The 3327-nt window shown below is 73.9% G+C and carries 2 protein-coding genes; both read right to left on the bottom strand.

Translation table 11 applies throughout. The features are described from left to right. Nucleotides 1-1797: ABC1 kinase family protein (locus AOK16_RS29015; RefSeq protein ID WP_055473854.1), on the bottom strand; the 1797-nt coding region annotated here is incomplete at its 3' end. Nucleotides 1798-2012: 215 nt separating this feature from the next. Further along, on the bottom strand, nt 2013-2876 hold the full coding sequence (locus AOK16_RS21645) for an alpha/beta fold hydrolase (RefSeq protein WP_055473853.1): 864 nt from the start codon (nt 2874-2876) through the stop codon (nt 2013-2015). Nucleotides 2877-3327: the final 451 nt, after the last annotated feature.

Below are 3327 nucleotides of genomic sequence, written 5' to 3'. Positions count from 1 at the left end.
CCGGCCGGCCGGGGCGGCCGTCAGACGCTCGGTCACCAGCGCGGTGGCGACCCGGCGGGCCTCCGCCACCAGGTCGAAGCCCGGGGAGAGCCGGGTCAGCGTGCCCTCCAGGGTCGCCAGGGCGCGGAAGACCGCCGCGACCTCCGGCGGCACGGCCAGGCCGAAGCGGGTCATCAGCTGGAACAGGGCCGTGAACGTGCCGGTGTCCGGGCGGCTGGAAGGGCCCAGGTGGCGGGCCATGAAGCGGCCCAACTCACGCTCCAGGAGCAGCGCGTCGAGGACCGGGCCGTCGTCGGGGGCGGTGGCGTCGGGGCGGCGCGGGCCGAGGAGGTCGAGCAGCGCGTCGCACATCGCGGCGGAGTCGCCCCGGTCCACGGCCAGCAGCAGATACTGGATCGCGTCCCGTACGGTCGCGTCGATCCGGCCGACCGAGCCGAAGTCGAGCAGCCCGATCCGGGCCGAACCGGCGCTCGCGCCGTGCCCGACTCCCGGGCTGGAGCCGTTCCTCGGGCCGGGGACCGTCCCGTTGAGGCCGTGGGAGGTCGTGAAGCCCGCGTCCGCGAGCAGCAGCATGTTCCCGGGGTGCGGGTCCGCGTGGAAGACGCCGTCCCGCATGATCTGCCGCAGCATCGCGCCCAGCACCGTACGGGCCAGCGCCTCGCGGTCCAGGCCGCGCGCGTCCGCGTCGGCGCCGGCGTGCTCCAGGGTCACGCCGTCCAGGCGCTCCTGGACCATCACGCGCGCGGAGGACAGGGCGTGGACCACGGCCGGTACGCGCACGGGCGCGTCCGGCGCGTGCCCGTCGCTGGCCGCCGCGACCGCGTCCGCGTTGCGCGCCTCGATACGGAAGTCCAGCTCCTCGCGGACGGCGGTCGCGAAGCCGTCGGCCAACTCCCGCAGCCCCAGGCCCTGTACGGACCGGGCGCGGACGTGCAGGCCCTGGGCCATGGCGAGGACGATGTCCAGGTCGCGCTCGACGGAGTCCCGGATTCCGGGGCGCTGGACCTTGACGACGACGCGCGCGCCGCCGCGCAGGGTCGCCCGGTGCACCTGGGCGATGGAGGCGGCGGCGAGCGGCTCGTGGTCGAAGTCGGCGAACACGTCCTCCAGGGGCGCGCCCAGCTCCTCGCGGAGCACGGCCTCGACCTCGGCCCAGGGCGCGGGCGGCACGTCGCTCTGGAGCCGGCTCAACTCCTCGACGATGTGCGGGGGTAGCAGGTCGCGGCGGGTGGAGAGGATCTGGCCGAACTTGATGAACGTGCCACCGCACTCCTCCAGGGCCAGCCGCAGCGAGCGCGCGGCCTCGGCTCCCGCCTCGTCCGTGCGGGCGGCCCGGTCCAGGCTGGCCCGACCGCGCACGTACCGGCCGAGGCCGTGGCGCATAAAGATCCGGCTGATCTGGGAGTAGCGGCGGGCCCGTTCGATCCGGCGGCGCGCGGCGCGCGCCCATCGCATGGGGCGGGGCCAACTGCCGGACGGGATGAGGAACTCCACGAGCACGAGCACCGCCATCGCGGCGAGGAGGGAGAGGGTGAGCGAGACGGTGGAGAGGGCGGCGCGGCTGTCGGTGTCGCGCAGGGAGCTGTTGAACAGCTGGAACGCCGTCATGCCGGCCGCGCAGGCGACGAGCGTGCGCAGCACGCCGATCCGGATGCCGAGGAGGCGGCGGGCGCCGACCGAGATCGCCGTGAAGAACGCCCCGACGGCCACGACCACGGCCAGCCCGGTGAGCAGCCACTGCGTGGCGTGCTCGGCCCCCTGGAAGGCGGCGCTGGGTGGTCCTGCGAGGTGCGTCACGGGTTCCCTTCCTCCTCTTCGGCAGAATGCACCGGAGCCTAGGGCATCGTGGATCACCTCAAAGCCACCCGAACCGGCGGGAGCGCGCGGGCACTTGGCGTACGCCGGGCGCATAACCGGTACCCCCGGACTCGTCCGTACGCCCATATGCTCCCGTGCGCGCCTGTCCGCCCGGTCCGGGCACCGACGGCGCCCGGTCCGGTCCCGGCCGGGCGTCAGTCGACCAACACCCCTTGCAGGAACGGCTCCACGGCCGCCCGCCACGCCTCCGGCCGGTCGTAATGGACGAGGTGCCCCGCGTCCGGGACCTCGGCGTACGAACCGCGGGGCAGGACTCGGACCATCTCCTGCGCCTCGGCGCGCCCCAGCTCGCCGTCCACACCGCGCACCACCAGGGTCGGGCAGCGGACGAGCGCCAACTCCTCCCAGTGCGCGTCGTGCACCCACGTCTCACGGGCCGTCAGCATGTGGCGGTGCGAGAAGACGGGCCGCCAGCCGTCGTTCCGCTCGGACATCACCTCGGCGTAGAACGCGCCGCGGGACTGGCTCGGCAGCTCCAGCCGGGGGTCGTCCTCGCCGAACCACCTGCGGACGTCCGCGAGCGTCGCGAACGGCACCGGCCAGGTCCCGAACCACTCCTCCCACTCACGCTGCGAGCCCGCCCCCAGCGCCGAGGCCCGCATGTCGCAGATGACCAGGGCCCGTACGAGATCGGGGCGGCGGGCGGCGAGCTGCCAGGCCGTCAGGGCACCCATGGAGTGGCCGACGAGGGTCACGGGGGCGAGGCCGAGCTGCTCGACGACGGCCTCGGCGTCGGCGACGTAAGCCTCCCGCGTGTACGGACCGCCTTCCGGCTTCCCGCTCTGGCCGTGGCCCCGCTGATCGAGCGCCACGGCGCGGTGGCTGGCGGAGAGCCAGCGGGCGGTGCCCGCCCAGTGGGCGGCACGGCCCATCAGGCCGTGCAGCAGCAGGACACCGGGGGACGTCTCGTCCTCCCGGCCGCCCTTCGGAGGGTCGGCGAACTCCCAGGCGGCGAGCCGCACGCCATCGGCCCCGGTCACGTCGATGCGTCGCACCATGTGCCCTGGCACCCCCATTCCTTCTGCCCGATCCGCGAACTGCGCGTGCTGGAACACCCCACACACTATCGAACCCATATTCGAACTGGAGGGGTCCGCACCCAACACCCCTCGTTCGAGTGACTGCACTCAAGGATTGACGACCGTCGCAAAGGGGAGACAGCTACCGGGAGGCGGGCCCTACGGGGAAGGGGGTCCGCGGGGAACGACCCTGAGAGCTCGGGGCTCCGGGTCACCCTGGGGGGACATGGGGAGGCGAGGCCCCGGTAGCCGATCGCAACGATCGCTCCGGGGCCTTCGCCGTACGAACTCACCACAGCGCCCCCCTCTCGTCCGCGTGGCGACAGGGTCGCACGCGCGAGGCGCCCGCGCTGCCAATCCGCCACCTTTGCCCGGAAACCGCGGAAGAAAGCGGAAGAAAGGGGTCTCTCCCGGGGGATGAGTGGGGTGG

Origin of the sequence: Streptomyces pathocidini (assembly GCF_001418495.1) — a bacterium.
Lineage (GTDB): Bacteria > Actinomycetota > Actinomycetes > Streptomycetales > Streptomycetaceae > Streptomyces > Streptomyces pathocidini.
This window is presented reverse-complemented; position numbering and strand designations above follow the sequence as displayed.